The organism is Clostridium sp. NkU-1 (genome assembly GCA_001312405.1).
The window spans coordinates 20,231-44,451 of the sequence record BBDR01000025.1; the positions used below are offsets into that span (position 1 = coordinate 20,231).

Annotated in this window: 29 protein-coding genes and 4 pseudogenes; 13 read left to right on the forward strand and 20 right to left on the reverse strand. The window is 43.8% G+C overall.

Features of this window, described 5'->3' with window-relative positions:
* The first annotated feature begins 223 nt into the window (after positions 1 to 223).
* The 5 genes from JCM10519_RS23280 (at position 224) to JCM10519_RS33340 (ending at position 2,296) form a co-directional block, all read left to right on the forward strand.
* Positions 224 to 658, forward strand: a complete 435-nt coding sequence (locus tag JCM10519_RS23280; RefSeq protein WP_347845255.1) for a hypothetical protein — start codon at positions 224 to 226, stop codon at positions 656 to 658.
* A gap of 561 nt (positions 659 to 1,219) precedes the next feature.
* A complete protein-coding gene (locus JCM10519_RS33325) occupies positions 1,220 to 1,489 on the forward strand; it encodes a hypothetical protein (protein ID WP_347845256.1) in 270 nt (89 codons plus the stop codon).
* A 37-nt stretch (positions 1,490 to 1,526) separates the two neighbouring features.
* Positions 1,527 to 1,838, forward strand: coding sequence for a Fe-Mn family superoxide dismutase (locus tag JCM10519_RS33330; RefSeq protein WP_347845277.1), 312 nt, complete (start codon positions 1,527 to 1,529; stop codon positions 1,836 to 1,838).
* A gap of 16 nt (positions 1,839 to 1,854) precedes the next feature.
* A complete protein-coding gene (locus JCM10519_RS33335; protein ID WP_347845257.1) occupies positions 1,855 to 2,130 on the forward strand; it encodes a DNA starvation/stationary phase protection protein in 276 nt (91 codons plus the stop codon).
* A gap of 25 nt (positions 2,131 to 2,155) precedes the next feature.
* A complete protein-coding gene (locus JCM10519_RS33340) occupies positions 2,156 to 2,296 on the forward strand; it encodes a hypothetical protein (protein WP_347845258.1) in 141 nt (46 codons plus the stop codon).
* A 433-nt stretch (positions 2,297 to 2,729) separates the two neighbouring features.
* Here JCM10519_RS33340 and JCM10519_RS33345 read toward each other — a convergent pair whose 3' ends face one another.
* Together JCM10519_RS33345 and JCM10519_RS33350 are read right to left on the reverse strand one after the other, a co-directional pair.
* Positions 2,730 to 3,191: a hypothetical protein gene (locus JCM10519_RS33345; protein WP_347845259.1), complete on the reverse strand. Its 462-nt coding sequence runs from the start codon at positions 3,189 to 3,191 to the stop codon at positions 2,730 to 2,732.
* Positions 3,192 to 3,537: 346 nt separating this feature from the next.
* A complete protein-coding gene (locus JCM10519_RS33350) occupies positions 3,538 to 4,431 on the reverse strand; it encodes a hypothetical protein (RefSeq protein WP_347845260.1) in 894 nt (297 codons plus the stop codon).
* Between the two features lie 331 nt (positions 4,432 to 4,762).
* On the opposite strand from JCM10519_RS33350, the pseudogene JCM10519_RS23300 reads away from it, so the two are divergent.
* The 5 genes and pseudogenes from JCM10519_RS23300 to JCM10519_RS33360 all read left to right on the forward strand — a co-directional run bounded on the left by JCM10519_RS23300 (position 4,763) and on the right by JCM10519_RS33360 (position 7,389).
* Positions 4,763 to 5,529: pseudogene (locus JCM10519_RS23300) on the forward strand (tyrosine-type recombinase/integrase).
* 6 nt (positions 5,530 to 5,535) lie between these two features.
* Positions 5,536 to 6,381, forward strand: a complete 846-nt coding sequence (locus JCM10519_RS23305) for a tyrosine-type recombinase/integrase (RefSeq protein ID WP_054742211.1) — start codon at positions 5,536 to 5,538, stop codon at positions 6,379 to 6,381.
* Between the two features lie 72 nt (positions 6,382 to 6,453).
* A complete protein-coding gene (locus JCM10519_RS33355) occupies positions 6,454 to 6,579 on the forward strand; it encodes a hypothetical protein (protein ID WP_347845261.1) in 126 nt (41 codons plus the stop codon).
* Between the two features lie 8 nt (positions 6,580 to 6,587).
* Positions 6,588 to 7,082, forward strand: coding sequence for an AAA family ATPase (locus JCM10519_RS23310; protein ID WP_347845278.1), 495 nt, complete (start codon positions 6,588 to 6,590; stop codon positions 7,080 to 7,082).
* A gap of 37 nt (positions 7,083 to 7,119) precedes the next feature.
* Positions 7,120 to 7,389, forward strand: coding sequence for a hypothetical protein (locus JCM10519_RS33360; RefSeq protein ID WP_347845262.1), 270 nt, complete (start codon positions 7,120 to 7,122; stop codon positions 7,387 to 7,389).
* A gap of 378 nt (positions 7,390 to 7,767) precedes the next feature.
* Here the strand turns inward: JCM10519_RS33360 and JCM10519_RS23320 are convergent, their stop codons facing one another.
* The 3 genes and pseudogenes from JCM10519_RS23320 to JCM10519_RS23330 all read right to left on the reverse strand — a co-directional run bounded on the left by JCM10519_RS23320 (position 7,768) and on the right by JCM10519_RS23330 (position 10,134).
* On the reverse strand, positions 7,768 to 8,214 hold the full coding sequence (locus JCM10519_RS23320; protein ID WP_054742221.1) for a DUF1934 family protein: 447 nt from the start codon (positions 8,212 to 8,214) through the stop codon (positions 7,768 to 7,770).
* 13 nt (positions 8,215 to 8,227) lie between these two features.
* Positions 8,228 to 9,046 carry a glutamate racemase gene (gene murI, locus JCM10519_RS23325; protein ID WP_054742223.1) on the reverse strand — a complete coding sequence of 273 codons (819 nt, stop codon included), beginning with the start codon at positions 9,044 to 9,046 and terminating at the stop codon, positions 8,228 to 8,230.
* 22 nt (positions 9,047 to 9,068) lie between these two features.
* A pseudogene (locus tag JCM10519_RS23330) lies at positions 9,069 to 10,134 on the reverse strand (D-alanine--D-alanine ligase family protein).
* Between the two features lie 98 nt (positions 10,135 to 10,232).
* Between JCM10519_RS23330 and spoIIR the strand changes: the two are divergent.
* Complete coding sequence (gene spoIIR, locus JCM10519_RS23335; protein WP_054742230.1) at positions 10,233 to 10,889, forward strand: stage II sporulation protein R; 657 nt, start codon at positions 10,233 to 10,235, stop codon at positions 10,887 to 10,889.
* Here the strand turns inward: spoIIR and JCM10519_RS23340 are convergent.
* The 13 genes and pseudogenes from JCM10519_RS23340 to JCM10519_RS23390 form a co-directional block, all read right to left on the reverse strand.
* Entirely contained in the window at positions 10,858 to 12,054 is a 1,197-nt protein-coding gene (locus tag JCM10519_RS23340) for a TolC family protein (RefSeq protein WP_054742232.1), read from the reverse strand. The two genes, spoIIR and JCM10519_RS23340, sit on opposite strands and share 32 nt — an antisense overlap.
* A 43-nt stretch (positions 12,055 to 12,097) precedes the next feature.
* Entirely contained in the window at positions 12,098 to 12,382 is a 285-nt protein-coding gene (locus JCM10519_RS33365) for a TolC family protein (RefSeq protein ID WP_347845263.1), read from the reverse strand.
* Positions 12,383 to 12,420: 38 nt separating this feature from the next.
* Complete coding sequence (locus tag JCM10519_RS33370) at positions 12,421 to 13,029, reverse strand: TolC family protein (protein ID WP_347845264.1); 609 nt, start codon at positions 13,027 to 13,029, stop codon at positions 12,421 to 12,423.
* A gap of 14 nt (positions 13,030 to 13,043) precedes the next feature.
* On the reverse strand, positions 13,044 to 13,208 hold the full coding sequence (locus JCM10519_RS33375; protein WP_347845265.1) for a hypothetical protein: 165 nt from the start codon (positions 13,206 to 13,208) through the stop codon (positions 13,044 to 13,046).
* A 133-nt stretch (positions 13,209 to 13,341) separates the two neighbouring features.
* A pseudogene (locus JCM10519_RS23350) lies at positions 13,342 to 16,379 on the reverse strand (efflux RND transporter permease subunit).
* Positions 16,380 to 16,391: 12 nt separating this feature from the next.
* A complete protein-coding gene (locus tag JCM10519_RS23355; RefSeq protein ID WP_054742234.1) occupies positions 16,392 to 17,531 on the reverse strand; it encodes an efflux RND transporter periplasmic adaptor subunit in 1,140 nt (379 codons plus the stop codon).
* Positions 17,532 to 17,620: 89 nt separating this feature from the next.
* On the reverse strand, positions 17,621 to 17,953 hold the full coding sequence (locus tag JCM10519_RS23360; RefSeq protein ID WP_054742237.1) for a hypothetical protein: 333 nt from the start codon (positions 17,951 to 17,953) through the stop codon (positions 17,621 to 17,623).
* Positions 17,950 to 18,177, reverse strand: a complete 228-nt coding sequence (locus JCM10519_RS23365; protein ID WP_054742243.1) for a TetR family transcriptional regulator — start codon at positions 18,175 to 18,177, stop codon at positions 17,950 to 17,952. Before JCM10519_RS23365 ends, JCM10519_RS23360 begins: the two co-directional genes overlap by 4 nt.
* A 150-nt stretch (positions 18,178 to 18,327) precedes the next feature.
* Positions 18,328 to 18,516 carry a hypothetical protein gene (locus JCM10519_RS23370; protein ID WP_054742245.1) on the reverse strand — a complete coding sequence of 63 codons (189 nt, stop codon included), beginning with the start codon at positions 18,514 to 18,516 and terminating at the stop codon, positions 18,328 to 18,330.
* 15 nt (positions 18,517 to 18,531) lie between these two features.
* A complete protein-coding gene (locus JCM10519_RS23375; protein WP_054742247.1) occupies positions 18,532 to 19,206 on the reverse strand; it encodes an FCD domain-containing protein in 675 nt (224 codons plus the stop codon).
* Complete coding sequence (gene ispE / locus JCM10519_RS23380) at positions 19,196 to 20,101, reverse strand: 4-(cytidine 5'-diphospho)-2-C-methyl-D-erythritol kinase (protein ID WP_054742249.1); 906 nt, start codon at positions 20,099 to 20,101, stop codon at positions 19,196 to 19,198. The genes JCM10519_RS23375 and ispE overlap by 11 nt, the downstream gene beginning before the upstream one ends.
* 237 nt (positions 20,102 to 20,338) lie before the next feature.
* Positions 20,339 to 20,917 (reverse strand): (p)ppGpp synthetase, encoded by a 579-nt coding sequence (locus JCM10519_RS23385; RefSeq protein ID WP_054742250.1) that lies wholly within the window; start codon positions 20,915 to 20,917, stop codon positions 20,339 to 20,341.
* Positions 20,918 to 21,123: 206 nt separating this feature from the next.
* Positions 21,124 to 21,843 carry a YesL family protein gene (locus JCM10519_RS23390; protein ID WP_347845266.1) on the reverse strand — a complete coding sequence of 240 codons (720 nt, stop codon included), beginning with the start codon at positions 21,841 to 21,843 and terminating at the stop codon, positions 21,124 to 21,126.
* 467 nt (positions 21,844 to 22,310) lie between these two features.
* Here JCM10519_RS23390 and JCM10519_RS23395 point away from each other — a divergent pair, with 467 nt between their 5' ends.
* Positions 22,311 to 22,526 (forward strand): hypothetical protein, encoded by a 216-nt coding sequence (locus JCM10519_RS23395; RefSeq protein WP_054742254.1) that lies wholly within the window; start codon positions 22,311 to 22,313, stop codon positions 22,524 to 22,526.
* On the forward strand, positions 22,474 to 22,866 hold the full coding sequence (locus tag JCM10519_RS23400; protein WP_347845267.1) for a hypothetical protein: 393 nt from the start codon (positions 22,474 to 22,476) through the stop codon (positions 22,864 to 22,866). The genes JCM10519_RS23395 and JCM10519_RS23400 overlap by 53 nt, the downstream gene beginning before the upstream one ends.
* A 14-nt stretch (positions 22,867 to 22,880) precedes the next feature.
* On the opposite strand, the gene JCM10519_RS33380 is transcribed toward JCM10519_RS23400, so the two are convergent.
* Positions 22,881 to 23,117, reverse strand: coding sequence for a GNAT family N-acetyltransferase (locus tag JCM10519_RS33380; protein WP_347845268.1), 237 nt, complete (start codon positions 23,115 to 23,117; stop codon positions 22,881 to 22,883).
* A gap of 516 nt (positions 23,118 to 23,633) precedes the next feature.
* Positions 23,634 to 24,151: pseudogene (locus tag JCM10519_RS23410) on the reverse strand (peptidylprolyl isomerase).
* Between the last annotated feature and the right edge of the window lie 70 nt (positions 24,152 to 24,221).

Below are 24,221 nucleotides of genomic sequence, written 5' to 3' on the forward strand. Positions count from 1 at the left end.
GCTTTTCTCCATTGACGTTTCACCCCTGTTTTCTTTCTAATCGTTTCTGTTTTTGGGCATAAATGTGCCTTCAAGGCACACAAATCCACAATAGTGCACATTCCATAATATCATGGGAATGTCAACGTGTCAAGCATTTTTTTGCTTGTATTTTCCAATAAAATGTGTTATACTATTGCAGATAGGCCCAATTTTACAAAATGAACTATTGGAGGTATTCCCGGTGAGCACATTTTTAAACGTATTATTAGTGATTCTTTTCATCGCAGCCGTGGCTCTGGCAATCCTTTATTTTCTTGGAAGAAAGCTGGAAAAGCGTCAGGTGGAACAGCAGCAGGCATTGGAAGCTGCGGCACAGTCCGTATCCATGCTGGTAATCGATAAAAAGAAGATGAAGCTAAAGGATGCAGGGCTTCCTAAGATCGTGTACGAACAAACCCCATGGTATATGCGCCGCACAAAGCTGCCCATTGTAAAGGCAAAGGTTGGCCCAAAGGTTATGACACTGATCGCTGACGCCAAGGTATTCGAAGTGCTTCCGGTCAAAACAGAAGCTAAGGTTGTGGTAAGCGGTATCTACATAACCGAAATCAAGAGCCTTCGCGGCAAAGCGGTTCCTCCGGCGCCAAAAAAAGAAGAAATTCCTGGACAGGTTTAAAAAGGGCGGTAAGTAAGATATCTGGTTTCTGTATTTACGGATACATCAATACCCGATTTTTAGAAAATGATCTGTATCATAATAAGATCTGTGCAAAATGCCGAAGTGTGATTACAATCGCGCTCCGGCATTTTTGTTGATAAAAATACATTTTGGGGTTATGAGGTATTATTTTGTCAGTTCTTTGCAGAAAATTGGTTCATGAAAAAGACCTGTCCTGCTTCCCTATATATAAGGAAGAAGTACCGATCGCAATAAGGCGTTTATGAGCATTTATATAATTACTATTATTTGAAAATATTTATCAACATCATCGTGTCAATGATATAAAAATTTAAATTAACTTTTTTTCGATTTGGTTTTAATCTCATATTAATCTCAATTTTAAAACATTTTTTTGGTCAATATAACTATAATAGTTTTTCTCAATTAAATTTTAATAAATTGATTGACAAACTCATATTTATATTATACAATTAAGCCACAAGGTAGTTAGTTTTAACTAACCAACTTATAAAATAACCTTTACAAGATAAAATCAGAAACGAAAGGAGAACTACTATGTTTAATCAAATACAATTATCTTACGCATATAACGCTTTAGAACCCCACATCGATGCGCTCACAATGGAGACCCATTATTTCAAGCATCATGCGGCTTACACCAAAAACTTAAATGACGCTGCTCAGAAAGCCGGTGTTTCAGATAAGGAAATCACCTCCCTGCTCTCTTCTCTGGACAGCATTTCCGATGAAGCTCTCAGAAAGGCCATCCGCAACAATGGTGGCGGCTTCTACAATCATAACCTGTATTTTTCAACCATGAGCTGACGGCGGCGGAGAACCTGCAGGCCCCCTCAAAGATGCCCTGGAAAAAGCTTTTGGCAGCTTTTCCGACTTTCAGAATCAGTTAAGCGGTCTGGCTGCCGGCCAGTTTGGGTCCGGCTGGGGCTGGCTGTCGGCAAACCGGGATGGCAGACTGGTTCTTTCCGCCAGTGCTAATCAGGACAATCCCCTCATGGAAGGCAAAGGTTTTGTCCCTATTCTGGGCATTGATGTTTGGGAACATGCCTACTATCTGAAATATAAGAATCTCAGAGCTGACTATATTAAAGCATTTTTCAATGTGATTGATTGGAAGGCTGTTGCTTCAAACTATGAAAGAATAATACACAGTTAAGAAAAGGAGGAATATCATGAGCAAAAATTTATTTGAAAAACTTAATGAATATTTGGCCAACCAGCAGGTCATGTATATCAAACTTCATAACCTGCACTGGTATGTGAAAGGCCGCAGTTTCTTCACACTCCATGCAAAGCTGGAGGAATTATATGACCAGACCGCCCAGATCATGGATGAGGTTGCAGAGCGGCTGCTGGCTTTGGGCGGTTCCCCTGTTGCCAGCTTAAAAAAAGGCCCTGGCCCTCACTTCCGTCAAGGAACTGGAGGATGTTCCTATTTCCTCAGATGAAACCATTAACAGCCTGATTTCGGATGTGGAATACTGGATCCGGGATACAAAGGAAATCGTTAAGCTGGCCGAAAATGATGATGATGGAGCAACTGCAGATCAATTTAACGGTTATCTGGCCGAATACCAGAAGCTTTTATGGATGCTGAAGTCATATATCAGCTAAATAAGTCCCTTAAACATGGAAATGCCGCTTTCTGAAAAATACTGTAAGGAAGCGGTATTTTTTGCATTGGCTTTTTTTATAAAAACGGGCTATTGGGAGCAAGAGTAAAGCAAAAGGCGGCGATGATCACTGCTACAAAGTTGAAAGCAATAAAGAAATCACATCTGTATTTGCAGAAGAATAATTCGTTGTTGAATGTAATAAATCCAGTTGTCTTTCAAGGGCTGTTGTATCATTGTTGAGAGGTCAGTCCGGAGGCAGTGAACATAACTAGGGGAATAGTCTTGATTTGGGATTCAACTAAGCTATTCTCATCATTACTTTAATATTGAATCGACATAAAGTGCTAAAAAAGACGCATTGCAGCCCGGCTATCAAATAGCCAGGCATACAATGCGTCTTTACATTAGGCAACACTTATATTAGATTAAAATTAATCCTCAACATAAAGTGCTGTGATATTCTCACTGCTCTGAACATAGCAACGATCGTTACCATCTTTAGCTTTAGACTTACTCTTCTGAACAGAACCAGAAGTATTGACTAATTTATAAACAATACTATCCTTTTCTGCCTTTTTATAGTCTATATTGTAGTATTCAGTATACTTGCTACCTTTTAACTTTTCCTCATCAGGTGTAGCATATCCTTTATCCTTAGTCTCTTTAATAAAGTCATCTGTAGTTAATACTGAATATTCAGCAGCTCCATCTTTAGTTTCAATCTTAATAACTGAATACTTATCATCTTTGTCCGCTTTTAAAAGCATACCAGCCAAGTAATACTTGCTGTCATCAACACCAGTTTTACCAGCGCCCTTTAAGCTGCCGGACTTATTAAATAAGAAGTTGAAGTTGTCACCGTCAATTTCAACAGTCTGCTTATTTGTCTTCATTGCGCCATCAGTGTCTTTGCCAAAATAATAGCAGTAATATTTCTCGCCTAACAGCTTATTAGCATTATCTTTGAAGTTGTCTTCTGTATCAAATTTAGCATCGTCACGATCATCATCAGATAAGATATCAACAATCTTAGTTGTGCTTCCTCCTCGAAACGGATAAACTTCAGACCATCCTTCATTCTACCATAAGAGTCGAATGCATACTTCTTACCATTAACAGTCTTGATTTCAGAAGCTACTAATTTACCATCTTTATCAGAATAGTACCATGCATCTTCATCGTCATTATAATCGCCTTCATGAAGGTTCTCGTCAGGAACTACCTTAAACCAGCCCTTAGTTATTCTGGCACCATCTTCCGGTGATCCATAGTATCTCCAATTTCTGGTATAATCAGCAGAACCTGTGTTGCGGTAATGCTACCAGTAGCCTTTTCAGATGTTGTTGGAGTAGCATCAAAGATTACCCACTCAGCATTCATACGGCCGTGCTCATCAAAACTATATTTTCTACCATTAATAGTTTTGCCATTTTCTTTTGTCACCTTTTTACCATTATCTTTGAAATAGAACCAACGTGTCTGATTCTCATCATCAAATACGTTTTTGCTGGATTGCCAAGCATCATCTTCGTCATAGTCATTGTCTACAATGTCAAGATAAGCCCAACCGATTCTCTGTGCGCCATCATTCTCATCACCACAGTAATAAAGACCATTTCCATCTTTCCAAGCGTCATCATCTGTCTTTCTATCTCCGTCTTCACCAATCCAGCCATACAGCATCTTGCCTTCATCATCAAAGATATATTTCTTTCCGTTAACAACCTTAAATGAAGCACTGTTGCTGTTAGAAGAGCTCTTATAAGCCTTACCATTGGAACCGAAGTAGTACCAGTGATTTACTGGTTCCTCATCGTCATCTCCATCATAATCATTATTTTCAACGGAAACCCACTTATTGGTTACCATAGCACCATTTTCATCTACATAATAGTAGTTATCGTTATATTCAACGATAAAATCGGTAGCCATCTCGCCATCTTCATTAAGATAGAACCAGTTATCTCCTGATTTCTCCCACTTCTCTGTTTCTAAGTCGCCGCTCTTACTGTAGTACACCCATGTACCATTTTCCTCCTGCCAGCCGGTTGCTGCAAAAGAGGACATGGAAGCACCTAAAGCCAGCAGTGCTGCTGTAGATAATACAGCAACTAATTTTGTCTGCTTTCTCATAATTAATGCACTCTCCTTTTTTTTCTTTTTGAAATACTCTTCGAAATTCCTAATTGCATTACGAGGTAATTATACTTCTAATATTGGAAATTATCGTAAGCAACACGCACTTTACATGCATTTATTCATTATTTAATGCAGTTTTTTTCGAAATTTTCTTGATTTTTTTTCTGCGTAACATATATACTTATATAAAACTGTTTTTGTATCATTATACAAGGAGGAAAAAGATATGATAAAAGAAGAAACTGTAACCGGTTCAGAAGAAGAAAATAAAAGTGTCGTGGAGCAAAGCCTTGATGATTTCCAAAGCTATCTGGAATTTAACAACATGTCCTCAAATACCATTCATGTGTATTTATTTGCAGTAAAACAATTTCTTGGTTTATATCATGTGATCAGCCATGATAATCTCATGCTTTATAAATGTTACCTTATGGAACATTACAAGCCCCAGACAGTCAACTTAAGAATCAGAGCTCTTAATTGTTTCACAGAGTCTTTAAAGCTGTCTTCTTCCAAAATGCTGATGATACGAGTCCAACAGAAAACGTTCCTGGAAAACGTTATCAGCCAGGCAGATTACGAATACTTAAAAAAAGTGCCTGATACGTTCCGGAAACATGCTGTTTTATTTTATCATACGTTTTATGGCAGCCACAGGCGTCCGGGTCAGCGAGCTGGTCCAGATCAAGGTAGAACACGTAAAACGCGGTTATATGGATATTTACTCCAAGGATAATAAAATAAGAAGAATCTACATACCTAAAAGCCTCCGTGAGGATGCGCTGAAATGGCTGCGCCAGATTGACCGGGTGAGCGGATACGTGTTTTTAAACCGCTACGGAGATCCGATTACACCTGCCGGAATCCGGGGACAGCTAAAAAAAATTTACCGTTTTATATGATCTGGATCCAAAAGTGGTTTATCCTCATTCCTTCCGTCACCGCTTTGCAAAGAATTTTATTGAAACCTGCGGGGATATTTCCATGCTTTCCGATATTTTAGGGCATGAAAGCATTGAAACCACAAGAATCTATCTTCATCGAAGCAGCACGGAACAAAAACAGATTGTTAATCAAATTGTGAATTGGTAGGATATTATGTTAAATGACGAATTGCTGAATGATTTTAAGAAATTTTTGAAGAAAAAGAATTTATCAAGTAATACCATCACGGCCTATGCGGCAGCGTCCGGCTTTTTTTACAGTATGTATAAAGAAATCACACCGGAGAGCCTTCAGCATTATAAAAGCTACCTGATCTCCCGCTACCGTCCTGCAACAGTCAACCAGCGGATCTATGCCATGAATCACTTTTCCCGCTTTTTGGCGGAAACCAATGGAGAGGAATATATTTTAGTCGCCTCTTACCATCTGCCTTCTGTGAAAGTCCAGCAAAAGACATTCCTGGATACCGTTATTTCAAATGAAGATTATGAACTCTTTAAAATTAAATTAAAAGAAGAGAAAAATTATTTCTGGTATTTTATCGTCCGCTTTCTGGCAGCAACAGGTGCCAGGGTCAGTGAACTGATCCAAATCAAGGTGGAACATTTAAACCTGGGATATCTGGACCTTTATTCCAAGGGCGGAAAGGTGCGCCGCATTTATTTTCCGGACTCTCTATGCGAAGAGGCACTGGAATGGTGTCACAGCAAAGGTAAAAAAAGCGGTTTCCTCTTTTTAAATAAAGAAGGACGCCTGATCACCCCACGGGGGATCAATTTTCAGCTAAAGCATCTGGCCAAACGCTATGGGATAGATCCTGACACCGTCTATCCCCATTCCTTCCGCCACCGTTTTGCCAAAAACTTTTTGGCCTGCTTTAACGATATTTCTCTTTTGGCGGATTTAATGGGGCATGAAAGCATTGAGACTACAAGAATTTATCTCACCCGTTCCAGCCAGGAACAGCAGCAGCTCCTCGACGAAATTATCACATGGTAGACAACTTTTTTACTTTCTTATTTATTTTTACAGATTTTTACAGTATAATCTCGAAAAGGAGGATAATATACCATGATAATTTCATTTCGTTTTAGAAACTTCCGTTCCTTCCTGGATGAAACTTTTATTGATATGAAGGCAGTTAATTACAAGGAACACCCAAACCACCTGGTAATGACAGGAAATAAAAAAAACTGATTAAGACTCTGGCCGTATACGGAGCAAACTCCAGCGGGAAAACCAATCTTTTTCTCGCTTTTGCCAGTTTTCATTCTTTTATTTTCTGGCAGCTCTTTTCAATGGAGGACATTCCCAGAAAACATTTTATGTCGCTCCTGCAGATCAGCTCTTTGGACAAAATCCTTCCATTCCTGGATGAGGACTCCAATTCCCAGCCTACGGAAATGGAACTTTCCTTTATCAGCGGAGAGCAGGTCTATGAATACGGCTTTTCTGTCCTCAAAGGGAAAATTCTCTCGGAAAATATGGCAGTGGATAACCATGTGGTATACACACGTAATGCCGATGAGATTACCATTGGACGCCAGTATGAAAAAATCTTACGTCAAAAGACAGGAATCCTTCCTCGCGAGGATCGGTTATTCTGTTCTATTTTATCATGCCTGGATATACCCGAAATCACCGCAATCATGGAACCTTTTGAAACCTTTTTTTTCGAAGCAGATCGCTTATTACTGTGATTTCCTTGAACCATTCCAGCTTGCAGGCCATCTGATCATGGATGGAAGGGCATACAAAGCCCTCGAAAACCCGGAGGCCCTTAATTATGCATTGGCACAGCTAAGAAAGCTTGGAATCCCGGCTGTGGAATTTATTGTTGAAAAGGGACTTCCCAAGCTTGGATATAAGGTAAAATCCCGGGAAACCGGCCAGTTCCAGATACAATATAGGGACTACACAAAAGTTTCCATGTACAATGAAATACCTTCAATTATTTATACAGGTTTACCATCTTTCCCAAAGAGGCGACGGTATTCTGATCATTGATAACATATCAAATGAATTCCATCCTGCTGTTACAAAATTCTTTATTGATACTTTTCAGCAGGACAAAAACTCAAACATACAGATTATTTTCACGACCTATGATATCTCCATATTAAATAATCAGCAGTTCCGCCGCGATGAAGTAGCTTTTGTGGATATGAACGAATATCATGAATCCAGGCTCTACACCTTAGCAGACATAAAAGTCCGGTCTGACGCCAGCTTTTCCAAAGACTATCTTTTAGGCAAATATGGGGCAATTCCGCTTCTTAAAGAATGTATTTTCTAAAATAACTGATAACTGAAAAAGGCATACTGCCAAATGATATGACCTCTGTCTGCTTGACAGAGGTCATATCAAAATGGCATATGTCTTTTTTAATTTAAAAGGCGGATATCCGCTGTGGCTTTGGAATGAATATCCAGCACAATGTTGCATTCCGATACATGCTGGTAATTGATATCAAGGGAATAGGCCACCCGTACCTTTAAGCTGTCCTCTTCCTCATTAATCTGGATATCCTTTGTGTTGATCCCGATCATCAGTTCTCCAAAAGGCGTGGCATAGCAGGACATATTTTTTTTATCCTTTTCAAATGTCATATGAACGCTGGAGCTGCCGCGTTTGATGATATCCAGTCCGGACCGGCGGATCTTGATGGTGTTCTTGGTCACTCCCCCTGTTTCCTCCTGGATCTCGTCATACAGGATATAGTGATTGCCGTTTTTCAGGAAATAATCGCCGGCTGTTATCATCTCAACCGAATTGCTGTCATCTTCTGCAATCTGCATCCCGCTGATGCTGATGAGAACATCTCTTGTCATAGTAAGAACTCCTTTAGTAATCCTCAATGTTGATTTGTTTTGTCTCTTTCACCTGTCCCGGAAGGATGGAAGCGGCAAAGCTGGTAAACTTCTCTGCCAGGTCACTGACATAGAAACGGTACTTTTCCAGATCACTGCTTTCCTGCCCGCATAAAAGGCCGTTTTCTTCCAAAACCTGCTTTAACTCCAAGGCAGTTTCATAGGCAGGATTGACCAATGTCACCTCCGGCCCCATAAGCCTTCCCACGGTTGAACGTAAAAGGGGATAATGGGTACAACCCAGTACCAGTGTGTCAATATATTTTCCCTTTAATTCACTTAAATATCTGGAAGCGATCTCATCTGTAACGGAATCGTGCAATAATCCCTCTTCCACCAGAGGTACCAAAAGAGGGCATGGCTTTCCAGTCACTTCAATATCCTCTTTCATTTCCTTCATCACTCTGGTGTATACCCCGCTCCGTATGGTGCCTTCGGTCCCAATGATACCGATCTTCCCGTTTTTGGTAGCCTCTACGGCGGTTCTGGCCCCTGCATGGATCACACCAAGAATGGGAATGTCCACTTCCTTTTCCACAGCTTCAAGAGCGCAGGCAGTGGCTGTATTGCAGGCTATCACGATTGCTTTCACATCCTGGGTCATGAGAAAGCGGATGATCTGCCTGGTAAAGCGGACCACCGTGCTGCAGGATTTGCTGCCATAGGGCACTCTTGCCGTATCTCCAAAATATACAATTCTTTCATCAGGCATCTGCCGCATGATCTCACGGGCAACCGTAAGCCCGCCTACGCCGGAATCAAATACTCCTATGGGTGAATTTCTGTCTGCCATTAAATTTCCTCTTTCCTGCCTGCTATACCCGATTGCGGCCCATTGCATGCTCCAACAGCCGGTCAACCAGTTGGTCCTTATTCATCCCAGCCGCTTCCCAAAGCATGGGATACATGCTGATCGCAGTAAATCCGGGCATGGTATTGATCTCATTGAATACCACAACGCCGTCCTTTTTCACAAAAAAAGTCAACTCTTGCCAGGCCATAGCCATCTACTGCCTGGAAAATGGCCTTAGCGGCGTCTCTTACCCGTTCTGCTGCCCCCTCCGGCAGAACCGGGTCTACAACCGTTCTGGAATCAGAGTTGTAATACTTTGCATCAAAATCATAGAATTCTGCTGCCGCAAGGATCTCCCCCACTCCGGAAGCTTCCACCGGCATGTTTCCACCTCCAAATACGGCGCATTCGATTTCCCGGCCGACAATCATCTCTTCTACCAGAATCTTGCGGTCATGTTTAGCGGCCTCCACCAGTGCCTCCCTAAGCTCTTTACCGTCATTTGCCCGGCTTACCCCCTTGGAAGAGCCTGCATTGGAGGGCTTTACAAATACCGGGTAAGAGAACTTTTCCTCCACCTTTCCTACAACCGCCTCTATATTCTTTAAGTCATGGCGCATCACCGGCACATAAGCCGCCTGAGTGACCCCTAAATCCTCTACAACGATCTTTGTATATAATTTATCCATGGAAATTGCGGAAGCCAGTACTCCGCAGCCCACATATGGAATTCCCGCCAGTTCAAGCAGTCCCTGAACAGTCCCATCCTCTCCAAACAATCCATGAAGCACCGGGAATACCACATCAACTCTGACAATTTCCGTCTTTTCCCCATCGATCAGGATAACACCACCCATGGTTGCATCAGGAGAGATAACAGCAGAGACCGGTCCATCTTTCCATGTGCCTTTTTCTATATCTTCTACTGAGTCTGTCTTAATCCAGCGGCCCTCTTCTGTGATCCCAATTAAAACTATATTGTATTTCTCTATATTAATATGGTTAATAACATTGACCACCGACATACAGGATACAATATGCTCCGATGACTGGCCGCCGAATAGTACAACCGCAGTTTTTCTGTCCATTTTGCTCTCCTTATTAATTTCTCAAATTTACAGTGTTTATATTATAGCACATATGGTAACAATTACAAATAGATTCCAGAAAAAAAGGAGGAACCCCAATGAAACAGAAACGCGATTTATTTCTATGTATTACCTGTCTTCTGATTGCATTTTTGCTTACCTTATCAGGCGGAAGGCAAAAGGAGGAAGCTCTGGCCGCACGGATCGCACCGGAAATCCTGCGCTTTCACGTGCTTGCAAACAGCGACAGCTCAGAAGATCAAACCCTGAAATTAAAAGTGCGCACCATGCTGCTCAATTCAATATATGAGGACCTTGGCGAAAAAGCATCCCTTGAGGAAACAAAAGACTATGTCCTTTCCCACAAGAACAGTCTGGAAAGACAAGCAGAACACTACATGAAAAAACTGGGATATGATTATCCCGCACATATGGAACTGACCAATTGTTACTTTCCTACCAAAACCTATGGAGATATGGTATTTCCCTGCGGCAATTATGAGGCCGTCCGGGTAAAAATAGGGGAAGGAAAAGGACGCAACTGGTGGTGCGTCCTTTATCCTCCGCTTTGTTTCACAGATTCTTCTTATGCGGTTGTGCCGGATGCTTCCAAAGCAATACTGAAAAGCTCCATGGATGAATCTGATTATATGAAGATAAGCCGGGAAAATCCGAAGATCCATATCCGTTTCAAGCTGGCTGATCTGCTTTCCAAGCCGGAACCTACTGCTCAGAAGACGTTACAAGCCCATTAACCGCCCATTGGTAGGTATTATATGCCTGATACAGGGTGTTATAAGCGCTTTGCTTTTCTCCCTCTGCCTGTGCAAATGCCATCTGGGCCTGCAGATAGTTTATTTTGCTCAGCATGCCAAGCTGATAAGAACGGTCTGCCTTTTCTTTTTCCAGCACCGCCTTTTCATAAGCGGTAGAGGCGGCGTCATAGGCGGTTTTCGCCTGAAGGATTTCCTGGTAATAGGACTGCATGGTGACCGTAAGATTCTGCTCTTCCTCTGAAACAGAGGCTTCCTTGTTCTTTACGCCGGTGGTGGTCTTGCCCGAAGCCCCGTGACGTTTATCAATCAGGTCATAATTATTTCCGATGGCCTTTGCCGTATCTGCTGCCAGATCCAGGGTGGAAATGACGGAAAGATCTAACTGAGGAACCTCTCCGATCTGGACTGCCCCATCCGCCGGATATCCGGTCATCAGGCATAAGGAACGCTTCAGCCCGTCAATGGTGTTGTCAAGCTGGTCAAGAGCTGCCTGGGCTGCCAGGACCCCTTTGTTAGCTGCCAGAACATCTGCTTCTGTCGCCATGCCCTGTTTCAGGCTCAAGGTCTGGGCCTCATAGCCTGCCATGCTTACGTCCAGCGCCTTTTGAACCACGGCCCGGTTGGCCAGGGCGGTGTTATAGCCTATCATGATCTGATCTGCAGCAGAAGAAAAGGTCCTAGAATAGCGGTCAACGTTTTTCTTGACCCCTGTGTTAGCACGTTTGATTCCGTTATTCATCATCTCCGCTCTGCTATCCAGTGCCTTTGCCGTGCCTTTAAGAGCATTGTATTCCGTCAGCCCTTCCGCACTGTCTGTGGCCCCTGAATCTTTCAGCGCCTGGGCGTCGTCATTAAGATCACGGATATGCCTTCTCATTTCGTCATAGACATACTGCTGGTTGCTTAACTCATTTCCGGCCGAATCGGCAATGTTCTGAACATCAGGGTTAAAATACCTTACCAGATCGGAAAGCTCATCAAATTCTATGGTCTGATCGTGAAGCCTGCTCCACGTTTCCTCTGCCATCCCGTCAGGAATGGCAGTTCCCGTACTGCCGGGTCCTGCTGCACCGTAAACCGGCAAGGCAGCGGTAAGGGTAAGGGTCACTGCCATACAGGCAGATAAGTAACCTTTCTTTCTCATATCTTATAAACCTCCTGCCGAAGCCAGTCCGTTCACTGCATTATCATAATTCTGAACCGCCTGGAACAAGGCAAGCTCTGCTGTCTTTATAGCAAGATTTTTTTGTGTCATATGCATTTTTCTGTTTCAGATAATCCAGTCTGCTTAAAGAACCCAGGTCAAATTTCCTCTGGGCAGTATCCATATTTTTGCTTTCCAGGGCAAGCTCTGCTCCTGCCTGGTCATATGCTGCCTTTGCCTGAAGAACCGCCCGGTAGCGTTTTGTTAAATCGGAGCCGATATTCTGCTCATTGTTTACAATCGTCCGGTTCAAGGTCTGTTTCGTCACATCCCCGACGGCATTTTCCAGTTTTCTTTTATTGATTTTTAAGGTATAGCTGTTGCCCAGGGCCGATTCCTTATCAGTGTCCGGTTCATGGCGGCAATGCGTTCCATATTTACAGCCGGAATTTCAAGGATCTCCGGTGCATCGTTGTATTTCCAGCCCAGCATCACGCAAAGCTTCTGCCTGGTTTCTTCCACAGAAGACGTCAGCTTATCAATGGAAGCCTGGGTGCTCTGAATACTCTCTAAAGCTCCCAGCACATCCGCCTGGGTTGCCATTCCTGCATTTTGCCTTACCAGCGTGGACTGGTATACAGCCTCTAAAAACTCCAGGCTGCTCTTTGCGCTTTCCAGCTCATATTTCTGCTGAAAATAGGCAACCATGGAGGACTGGGCTGTTGCTACCAGATTGGCTTCCTCCTGGTCATAGGTAAGCTGATATACCTTTAAATCCTCCACATTGGTATCTGCCGCGGCTTCCGCCCGGTTGGCACTTGCCGCACCGCTTGCATCAGACATCGGGTCATCTCCGGTAATCATGTTTCTGTAATCGTTTGCCGCATCACGGTAATACTGGGCATTCTGGTCACTGGTGATCCTGTCATCCTTTTTCTTGTCATTAATATCCAGCTGGTTTTTCTGGACCGTCACATTATATTCACGGATCAGCCAGCCAGTTCATCGTATTCCATCACATTATCCCTAAGCCTTGCCCACTCTTCTGCGGTTCTTGCAAACTCCGGGCTGCCGGCCCAGGCTGTTGCAGCCGGTCCGGAAACAGTCAATGCTGCTGCAAGGCAGTATGTACAAATATGTTTCCATTTTCTCATCCTTAATCCTCCTTAACTGGGATTTTTATGCTATATACCTGTCATTATTTTATCATATCACGCTTTGAACATGAAATCCACTTTCTTCCAGAAGGGAACCGGATTTTCCGAAGGTCCGGCCCCCTGGTGACTCTTAATCCGGCAATATACTCTTATCCGTCTTACCGCTCATAAGGGAATAATATACCGGAAGCATGAGCAGCGACAGGATGGTGGAAGCTGTCAGACCGCCCACGTTTACTAATGCAAGCCCCTGCATGGTCTCCCCATTCTTCCCGATGGCCATTGCCATAGGAACCATGGATACCACTGTAGTGAGTGTTGTCATGAGGATAGGGCGTAGTCTGGTAGCTCCTGCTTCGATCAGGGCGGTGCGTTTATCCATGGTAGCTCGGTACTGGTTCACCGTATCCACATAAAGGATTCCTGAGTTTACCACCGTACCGATGAGCATCAAAAAGCCAAGAAGTGACGGCATGCTGATAGCAACTCCCGCAGCCGCCAGGAAACCAAAGGAACCGATCAGGCTGAAGGGGATAGTCGTCATGACCATCAGTGAAAATTTGGGAGACTCAAACTGGGCAGCCATAACGATGAAGATCAGGAATATAGCCGTAGCAATCGCTTTAAACAGGCTGGTAAACTCCTCCTGCATGGATTCATCCTCACTATTCTTTGCCCTTGTAACGATATCATTCAAATACTTATTTACAATCTTTTCATCAATATCCTTTTTGGCTGCTTCCTTATCCTTTTTCGTTTTAACTACATCGGTAAAGGAGCCTGTTATGGTAACCATGTATTGTTTGTTCTTCCTGTTAATTGCGGAAGGGCTGTCTTCATAACCGATATCAGCAATATCTGTAAGCCCCACAGAGCCGCCGGAATTGTTTGGAACCATGATTCCCTCCACCTTATCAAGAGTATCATAGGAATCCTTTGGATATTCCACTTTAATATCAACTTCCTGGCCTGACACCTCCATGGTGGCCGCCTTAGTACCGCTCAGCATGCTGTTTAATAAGCCGCCCACATTGGCTGGAACAACGCCTTCTGCCGCCGCCTTTATAGGATCAATCCGGACCTTTAATACAGGCGCTGCATTCTCTAAGTCTGAATGGACCTTGATCAGCTGGGGGCTATCGATCAGCTCTTCTACCATCTGGCTGGAAACACTTTTCAATTTATCCAGCTGGGAGCTTTGAAGGATTACCTCAAAATCATTTTTACTGCTCATTTCGCTCATGGAGGAGGTGGACTCTACCGTAACATTGCAGTCAGGAAGCTGGTTCATCTCCTTTTTCCACTTGTTTACAACCTCCTTGGTGGACAGCTTACGGTTATCCTTTAAGTAAGCGGTTAAGGTTCCCTTCTTACCTCCGCTAAAGCTTAGGCCGCTCCCTCCATAGCTTACCATATAGGACTTTAAATCTTCCTCACTGGTAACAATGTCTTCCAGTCTCTTTAGGATTTTATCCGCCTCTTCCACTTTAAGCCCAGGCTTCATTTCCGCAGAAACCGTGACAGTTCCCTGATCTACCTCGGGCATCAGCTCAAAACCAACCTGGTGGCAAGGACAAAGGAAGCGATCAGAAGCAGAACCGATATGATCATAACCATGGCACGTCTGTTAAGCAGCTATCCACGATTCTGCGGTAACCATTCTGCATTGCTTTTACAATTCCTCCCATGGGAGAATTCTGCTTTTCAATAGGGCGGAACCGGCTGTAGCACAGAGGGACAATGGTAATGGCTGAAAGCAGAGACGCCAGCATACAAAATACAATCGTATAGCCCAGGGGCTTAAAGAGCTGGCCTGTAAGGCTTCTAAAAGCGCCAGAGGGATAAATACGACACAGGTGGTAATCGTTCCGCCAAGAATGGACTGCAGCACAACTCCGGTTCCTTCCAGCGCCGCCTGTATATATTCCCTAAACCCGGTACCCTTTTGGATCGGAAGCAGCTCTCCATAACCACAATTGAGTTATCTACCATCATACCTACACCAAGAACAATACTGCTCATGGTGATAACGTTTAAGGAAAAGCCCATGGCCGCCATTAAGATCAGCGACACCAGAATGGATACCGGAATGGAGCTTCCTACAATGAGAGATGCCTTGATATCTCCAAAGAACAGGAAAATAATAATCATGGAAATGATAACCGCCATGATCATGGTATCCTTAACACTGTTAAGAGCCGATGTGATCTGGTCACTGGTATCGTCAACAACTACGATGTCCAGGTTGGGATATTCCCTTTTCAAAGTTTCAATGGTCTTTGTCATTGCCTTGGAAACATCCACCGCACTGTTTTTCTGCTGTTTATTTATGGATAAGGTAATGGTATCTTCTCCATTATACCGTCCGATGGCTTCCTTTTTTTCAGAGGTTTCCGAAATATCGGCAATGTCCTCCATATAAATGGTCTTTCCATCTCCAGCTACTACAGGAACCTTTTTAAGGCTTTCAATGTTCCCCACTTCTACACCGGTACTGACAGATAAATCCCTTTTTCCCACTCCCGTACTTCCTGCCGGGTATGTAAAATCAGCTGCTTTGATGGCCTGGCTGATGGAATTCATGGTAAGATGATACTGGTTCATCTTTTCCGGAATCAGCCGGACGCTCACATAGCCCTTCTGGCCTCCGCTTACACCAATGCTTGCAACGGAAGATATTTTCTCAAATTCCGGTACGATCTTATCGTTCACATAGTTGTAAAGATTATTCTGAGATGGGTCCTTTACAGCCAGAGTCACCACCGGCATTTCATTGATATTGAATTCCATAACGCTGGGAGTTTCCACATCGTCAGGGAGCTTAACATTATCCATTTTCTTTTTCAGATCCGAATACGCCTTATTCATATCCGTACCATATTCATACTCCAGCAGCACGATGGAGACATTCTCCTGGGAGCTGGACTGAACATTCTTAATACCGGACAGGGTACCTACGGCCTCTTCCACCGGCCTGGTGACCAGATCATTTACATCCTCCGGGTTAGCTCCGGCATAAACGCTGCTGATCAGCAGCATTGGAAAGTTCATTTCCGGCGTCAGCTCCATTTTAGCAGACAGGACAGAGGACAAACCGAATACAAGCAAGCACAACACTGTTAAGACGGTGGTTACGGGCCGCTTTAAAACGCCTTTTGTGATTCCCATTTTACCGCCTCCTTACTGTGCAGGGCCGGAAGGCTCTGCTCCAGTTCCTTCTTCTGCCGTACCTTGTGCTGTCTGGGAATCGCTTTCATTCCCGCCTGCAAGGGTAACCTTGGAACCATCATATAATTCACTGGTCCATGTGGTCACTACCTGATCCTCTGCAGTAATGCCGCTTTGGACTTCCATATACTTATGGTCCGCCAGTCCTACGGTCACCGCATTTTTCTTAAGTAATCCATCTGCATATGTATAAATGAACGGGTTCCCGCCCTCATAATAAACGCTGTCAACCGGAACTGTCAGGACATTCTCCGCTCTTTGGGCGATTACATAAAGCTTTACGGAAGTCCCCGTAGCCAGGGTATCCCCATCCGGAATGGAAGCCTTTACCTTAAACAGGCCGCTTTCCTGATCAATCATTGTGCTCACTTCCGTAATGGAAGCCTCATGGTCGGTTCCATTCTTTTCCACCCTTATGGAATCTCCTGCCTTCAAGCCTCCTACAATGCGTTCCGAAACATAAAATGTCAGGGATTTCCCTCCTTCCCCTGAAATAACGCAAAGGGTGGTCTGAGGGGAGACCATATCATGGACGCTGATGTTAAAACTTTCCACACGTCCTGCAATGGGAGCCGTTACCTGGCTGCTTTCCATCTGGATCTTATATGCGATCTTGGCATTTTCATATTGAAGCCTTGCCATCTCCACTTTATCAGACAAAGACTGATAATCTGCTTCCGCCACATCGCCGGCTGCATAAAGAACCGTATACCGGTCCAGACCTTTCTTGGCGTCTTCATAGGTGATTCTGGCAGTTTCCGCAGCGATCCGTGTACTTTCTACCTGCTTTGTGTCGATAACACAGAGAAGCTGGCCCGCGGATACCACGTCGCCGGTCTTAACTCCTACACTTGTAACTTCCCCCGCTCCAAGAGGCGTAACATGGACAATGCTGTCTGGCTCAATTGTTCCGATCAGCTCATTGTTTATCTCAATGGTCCTGGTCTCAGGTTTTTCCGCAGTTACTGCAGGCGGGACCTCTGCCACAAGCTCTTCCTTCTTACCCTCCAATACCTTTGGAAGAGTCAGTCCTGCTGCGGCTGCTACAATCACAACCACTCCTGCAATGATGAATGCTTTTTTCTTAGTCATAGTAACTCCTTATTTGGCCATATTAAGATTGTAACGGTTGTTTACGAATTCCATATTGCAGAATTTCTAATTTTTCCTGGAAAAGTTTCTTAATTTTTTTCTTCATCTTCCGGATGATGGTAGTACCAGCCCATGCAATGAACCAGTTCAAAGAAAATCATGGATACCAGTTTTCCGAAAGTCTCAATGCTCTGATCTTTAAAATCCGATGTATCGATGGAACGATACATTACCTCCTGCAGTTCCCGTTGGGCCTGAGTATTTTCATGGCATAAGCAGTGGGTTGTACCGAACATTTTTTCACTGTCAACAATGTTCTTAACCAGCCGTAATACATTTTCCTTTGTACTGGCTATGCTGTATTGCAAAAACGATTCCGCTGTTTTCCATAAATCGCCGCTGTTTCTTTCGGCGCAGTTCACCCAGCATTCTGAAATTTTTCAGTGGCATCTTCAAAAATATATCCCAGGACATCACGCTTATCTTCAAAATAAGTATAAAAGCTTCCTCTTGATATTCCTGCAGTCTGGATTATCTTGTTAATAGAAACCTTTTCAAACGGTACCCTCGTGAACTCTCCCAAAGCGGCATCGCGGATCGTTTTCTTTTTCGCTGCCGGAAGATTATAAAACCGCTCCGTTGGCATTTTTTTCTTCTCTCCTTTCCCTTTTTCTATGTGAATCCTGTGACCACACAAAAAGGTGACAATATGTCACTCATTATAATGACATGTTGTCACCTTGTCAAGAAAGGTTATATTTATTTAATAATTTTTTCCAATTCTGTTTATGATTAACTATTTCCTGTCCAGAAGCTCCTTTAAGGCTTCATCGCTCTCTTCAATCCACACATCCTCTTCCTCTTCATTGAGGCCGAGGAACTGGGCAAGAGTTTCGGTTGTGCTGCTGTTATTCCATTCTTCAATAAAATCATCAATGGCTTCAAATTTTATCTCACCAGCCAGATACTTTTCCTTAAATGCCATAAAATACCTCTCTTCTTAATCCTGTTCCTTGATATTCTTTGATACGGTGATCTCCTGATTATCAATATGCTCCCGCATTGCTTCCTTGGCTTCCTGTACCTTCCGCTGTCTGACTGCCTTTAATATGTTGTCATGTTCCAGCAGAAGAATCTGGCGTTTGTCCTCATCCTTGATATATTCCAAACGGTAACGGTACATCTGCTCTCTTAAATTGTTGATCATCTGCACCAGCCTGTCATTGCAGGTACCTTTATAAATCACATCATGATAAGCTTCATCCGTCTCCGCAATATCCATGGCATTGCCCTCTTCAACGGCCGTCTTAAATTCCTCCTGCTTTCTTTCAAGCTCCTCCACGGCCTCCGGGGTCATTCGCTGGCAGGCCAGTTCAATGGCCAGCTCCTCTAAGGATCTGCGGACCTCCAATACATCCCTTAAGCTCTTTTCCGAAATTTTTGCAACCTCAGCTCCCTTTCTGGGCACCATTAATACAAGCCCTTCCAGCTCCAGCTTCCGGATGGCTTCACGGATAGGGGTACGGCTGACTCCAAGGCGTTCCGCAAGCTGAATCTCCATAAGGCGTTCTCCCGGTGCCAGTTCTCCTTTTAAAATCGCCTGGCGCAGCGTGTTAAAGACTACGTCCCGAAGCGGCAGATATTCATTCATATTAACCTTTAAATCATTGCTCATTTGTAACCTCCCTGGTATTATAAAAATTCGTCAGATAAACCTGCTTTGCAAGGCCCTTTGCCTCGCCGTATCTCAATTCCTCATAAGCCCTTTCTGCGGCTCTGGGACTGGTAAAAATGCCAAAAACCGTGGGACCGCTTCCGCTCATCAAGGCATTCACAGCTCCCAATTCTTTAATTTTGTCCTTAATCTGTGCAATCACCGGATATTCCGGGATCGTAACCGTTTCAAGCACATTTCCCAGCCGCTCTGATATCTGGTATATGTTGTGGTTCCCAATGGCTTCGATCATTCCGTCAATATCCGGATGGTCCTCCTGACCTAAGGCGGATAAATCCAGATGTTCATAAACGAACTTCGTGGATACGCTGACCCCGGGCTTTACTATGAGCACCTGGCATTGGGGCATATCCGGAAGGGGAGTTAATATTTCCCCGATTCCTTCGCTCAGCGCAGTTCCTCTCATCAGACAATAGGGAACATCTGCTCCGATCTTTACTCCCCGTTCCATCAGCTCTTCTCTTGTCAGGCCAAGCTGGAACATCTTATTGACTCCGAATAAAACTGCCGCCGCATCGCTGCTGCCTCCTGCCATGCCTGCAGAAACAGGAATGAATTTATTTAAGTGAACGCGGATGCCGTGAAGGACGTGAAACTCCTCCATAAGAAGCTTGGCGGCCTTATAAACCAGGTTGTTTTCATTCACCGGAAGATAATACAGATTTGTCACAACCTCAATTCCCGGAGTCTCTTTTAAGTAAATATCAATCTTATCATAAAGGCCTACGGTCTGCATGATCATTCGTACTTCATGGTATCCGTCTTCCCGTTTTCTCAAAACATCAAGTCCCAGATTAACCTTTCCATATGCTTTTAACCCCAGATGTCTTATCATAGGCAAACATCCCTCACTTTTTATTCTTTAGGATTGTATTTTTGCATTTTTTTGTATACAGTATTTAGTATATAACGAAACAGGAAAAAGTACAAGAGGTTTATTCCCTAATATGCTTCCTTCATTGTTAAATTTTCATAAACAATATTAATAGCCGCTTGCTCCTTTTTGAACAAACGGCTATGTAAAGTTCTGTGGCAGTGCTGCTCTTCGTCTTATAGGTCTCTCATTTTTATCTCAGAGAAATTCCTCCATCTCTTTCTCCATCTGCCTTAAGGCTATGGCATACTTCTTAAATTCCGCAGCTGCCAGTTCCTTCTTCTCTCCCTTATAGCAGATCCGGTGCTCCATACTGGCCCATAAGTCCATGGACATGGTCCGCAGCTGTATTTCTACCGGATAATATTCCATGCCATCGGTGTGATAGACAGGAACTCCAAAAACAATGTGAAAGCTTCTATATCCATTGGGCTTTGGATTGGCAATATAATCACTTTCTTTAATAATCACAATGTCCGACTGCTTCTTTAACAGGCAGACAATGTCATAGATATTCTCCACAAAATAGCAGATGACCCGGATTCCTGCAACATCCGTCAGATAGTTTCTGGCCGAATCCACGCTGGTCTCATATCCGTTCTTTTCCAGCTTGTTCTCAATGCTTTCCTTTTGCTTGATTCTGTGCTGGATATGATGGATGGGGTAATTCTGGTTCTTTCTCCTGTAATCATTATTCAGCACATCCACTCTCACACGGATGTTTTTAAGTGCATCCTTATAGGGCTGAATAAAACAGAGATACTCTTCTTCAGTCATATTCCACCTCCCAGGCATTTCCTTGTCACAGTTATTAAGTATATCTTTTTTTTGTGTCTATATGGTGTCCATAGTATGAACTCCGCATAAAAGTATCCTAAACGGAATGGTTTTTATATATCAGGAATTCCAAAGAAATTTCCTCATACGCAAAAAAACAGCCGGAAGGGGATGCATGGGCGATCCCGGCCGGCTGTTGGCAGAAATTATTCCTGCCCGTCTTGCGTTTCTTTTACTTCTGTTTCCTCATTCTCAGGCATCTCTTCCTGATGCTCGTCACCCTTGGCCATCAAAATGCTGCTCACAGACTCTTCCTCGTCTGTAAACAACGGCCTTAGCTCCTCCCTCTTTTCCTCCTCCTTGGGAATGTACTGATTAAATACAGGAGTCAGGATATAGGAATTGATAAATGCCAGCAGCGGAAAACCGAACAGCATGAATATCATCAGCACCGGCGGTATCATAAATACGAATCCTGCTGCCAGCAGTACCCCATCAATGGCAATCAGCCCGATGGTGCGGAATAAATGGCGCAGGGACATAAAAAAGGCATTGAAAAAGGTGCGTTTTACTGTGTTGAAAAATCTGGCCTGAAGCGGGAAAATATACGTAAAAACAGCCGCATAAATAAGAGCCATTGCCAGGAATACGGTAACCATTACCGTCCGTAAGGACCCGGATCCTGTATACAATCTGGTAAAGAAGTACATATCTATCCCAAGGATCATTCCCACTGCTAAAAGGATAAGCCATATTGCTGTGGACTGTTTAAAATTCTCTTTAAAAGACTTAAAAAAAGAGCGGATGGTATATCCATCGTCATCTCTTGCAAGTTTCAGGGTTACATAATATACGGCTGTAGTAGAAGCTCCTATGGTAAAAATAGGAATGCTGCATACCAGCCACAGAATATTTAAAATAATCAAATCTCCAAATTTACCGATAAACCGCCATACCGGATTATCATAATTAAAAAAAGCCAGAAAACATATGTTCTTCCCCTTTTCATAGTGGCATTAAAGGATATTATAGCGGATTTGCCCTTAAAAAGCAAACATTTCTTTCTTTTTTTCACCAAAATTTTATTTTTATTTTAATAAAAATCTGTCGTTGTGTGATATAATGAGCGCAAGAGAGCGAAGATGAGCTCGCTCATCGGCGTGAACGGTGAATGTTGATCATGAACCGCAGGTTCATGATATAATGAGCGCAAGAGAGCAAAGATAAGCCTGCTCATCAGCGCGAACGGTGAATGCCGGTCATGAACCGCAGGTTCATGATATAATTAGAAAAGTACCTGCAATAATAAAGAAAGAGGCGTAAATCATGACCCCATACGAGGACAAAACCCTGAAGGACTCCCTGCGGGAGGAACGGGACAAGCTAAAAAAATATGAGCGTAAAAGACAGGCTCTGGTACATCTGGGAATATTACAAGATCCCCATTATCATTGCCGTAGTTGCCGTAGTCTTTATCTCTTCCATCGGATCAGCCGTGTATAACAACCGGTTTGAAACCGCTCTTTCCTGCGTCATTTTAAACAGCAGCCCTACAGGTGAAGCCAATTCCGCAGATGATTACTTTAACCAGCTTCCGCCAGTACATTGACCTTAAGGAAGATGTAAAGATCGATGTGGACTACTCCATGTCCCCCACCTTTGACGAATCCTCCATGAATGAGTTTACCTATGCCCAGCTGGCCAAAATCACCGCCATGATATCCAGCAAGAGTCTGGATGTTATGATCGGAAAGCCGGATACCATAGACCACTTCGGCGAAATGGGCGGATTTATTGATTTAAAGGAACTCCTTCCTGCCGACGTTTACAACAAGGTAAAGGAGAACCTCTATTTTGTAACCAATCAGGAGACTGGTGAAAAAAACGGCCTGCGGAATTCTCATCAGCAGCACCGATTTCTCCAAAAAAACCGGTCTTATTATAGATGATCCGGTTCTTTCGGTCATGAGCAATTCCACTCATACAGACACAGCCGTGGAACTGATCCGCTATGTGTTCGGGCAATAAGCCGGAACCCCAGATCCTCTGCCAGCTTTATTGACGCAAGGTTCCGTTCATCGATCCTTGCATAGATTCTTTCGGAAACAGCCAGAGCAGCATAGGAAAGGATGGCCATACAGGCTTCCTTCCCATATCCCTGCTGCCTGTATGAGGAAAAAATGTGATATCCCAGTTCCACCGGGGTATCATTATTTTTATTTCTCTTAAAAACTCTTCCTGCCCGGTAAGCTCCAGGTTGGATATTCCTGCCTTACCCACAAGCCGCCCGGTAACATGGTCAACTACGGCCCAGATACCGTACTCATAAAAAACGTATTGATGTCTGATGTAATCATTCAGGGTTTCTTCCTTTAAAAACAGGGCTCCCGACTTCCCGGCCTCAGGCTCATCCGGTATATCAGCAAAATCCTGGGGGACCAATTCCCGGATTGTCAGGCGCGGTGTTTGGGCAATATTCCATGGAAGTCCCTCTCTTCTCCGGACGACCCGTTCTAGAAACACATCGTCAATGTCCTCAAGATCCTCCACCACATAGGCGGCAGGCGCAAGGTTCTGGTCCGTCCGTTTCCGATCCCATAAACCAACAACGGCCCTGCCTTCCGCAAAAGCAGAACGCAGGGCCTCATGATCGTCGGATATGGTCACCTGGAAAATCTTTCCTTCTACTGTGATTTCCCGTTCCCAGTTCATTGCTTTAGCAGGTCTCTGGTTCCGGATATTCTTCCCCAAAGGTTTCCACTGCCATGGACTGGATCTTCTGCTCTTTCATGGGGCGGTCATTGTAATCTGTTTTCACCTCGGCGATTTTGTTTACAATATCCATGCCTCAGTGATCTTACCAAATGCAGCATAGGAGCCATCCAAATGTGGCGCATCCTTGTGCATGATGAAGAACTGGGAACCTGCAGAATCGGGATGCATAGCTCTTGCCATGGAAAGCACTCCCGCTGAATGCTTGAAAGCATTGGAAACGCCGTTCTGGCTGAATTCTCCCTTAATGGAATAGCCAGGGCCTCCCGTTCCGCTACCTTCCGGGCATCCACCCTGAATCATAAACCCATTGATAACCCTGTGGAAGACCAGTCCGTTATAAAAACCTTTCTTTACCAGACTGATAAAATTATTTACTGTGTTTGGCGCAATTTCCGGATAAAGCTCTGCTTTCATCACATCGCCGTTTTCCATTGTAATCGTTATAACCGGATTTTTCATGTTTTTCTCCCTTTCTGCTTTCCTGCCCTTGTTCTTTGGGCATAAAGGTATGCCTGCAAGGTATTTCTGC